The organism is Collinsella aerofaciens ATCC 25986 (genome assembly GCF_964239575.1).
Lineage (GTDB): Bacteria > Actinomycetota > Coriobacteriia > Coriobacteriales > Coriobacteriaceae > Collinsella > Collinsella aerofaciens_BQ.
In genome coordinates this window covers 1-514 of record NZ_CAXSQQ010000070.1, presented here as the reverse complement: position 1 = coordinate 514, position 514 = coordinate 1, and the positions used below count along the sequence as shown (strand labels likewise).

Annotated in this window: 1 tRNA gene; it reads right to left on the bottom strand. The window is 54.1% G+C overall.

Annotated features, from left to right (window positions below):
- Nucleotides 1-221: 221 nt before the first annotated feature.
- A tRNA-Asp gene (locus ACESUZ_RS10125) sits at nucleotides 222-299 on the bottom strand.
- Nucleotides 300-514 lie beyond the last annotated feature (215 nt).

Sequence of the window (514 nt, the reverse complement as noted above, 5' to 3'; positions counted from 1 at the left end):
CTATTTCCGCGTTGCGCTAGCTGCGGAAACGCGGGGTCCGTTCAGGCTGTTGCGTTGAGATTGAAAATCAACCTTGTTCAGACAGATATATTTATTAGATTTTACTTGCGTTCTCGAAGGCGCGGGGATTCTGGGCGAAGATGCACCAGGGCGATCGTTCTATCGAAACAAAGTGCATCAAACGCAAAAAGCCACGTCCGAAGACGTGGCTTTAATTGCGTTGGCGGGAAGTACGGGGCTCGAACCCGCGACCTCCGACGTGACAGGCCGGCGCTCTAACCAAACTGAGCTAACTCCCCAGGCAGTCGTTCGCGTTTGTTTCCGCTCGCGTGCGCTGCGGGGATTAGTATACACAGAAGTCTGTCCGGCGCGCAACAACTTTTTTGAAAAAATTTTTCGGGGTCATCCGGGAGGGTCTCCGGGGCTGAGGGCGGGGGTTAAGTTTGCTGCTCTACAGTCCTGCGCAAGACGGAAAGCACATTAAGTGCTTTCCTTTGCGTGCGGAACTCGCGAC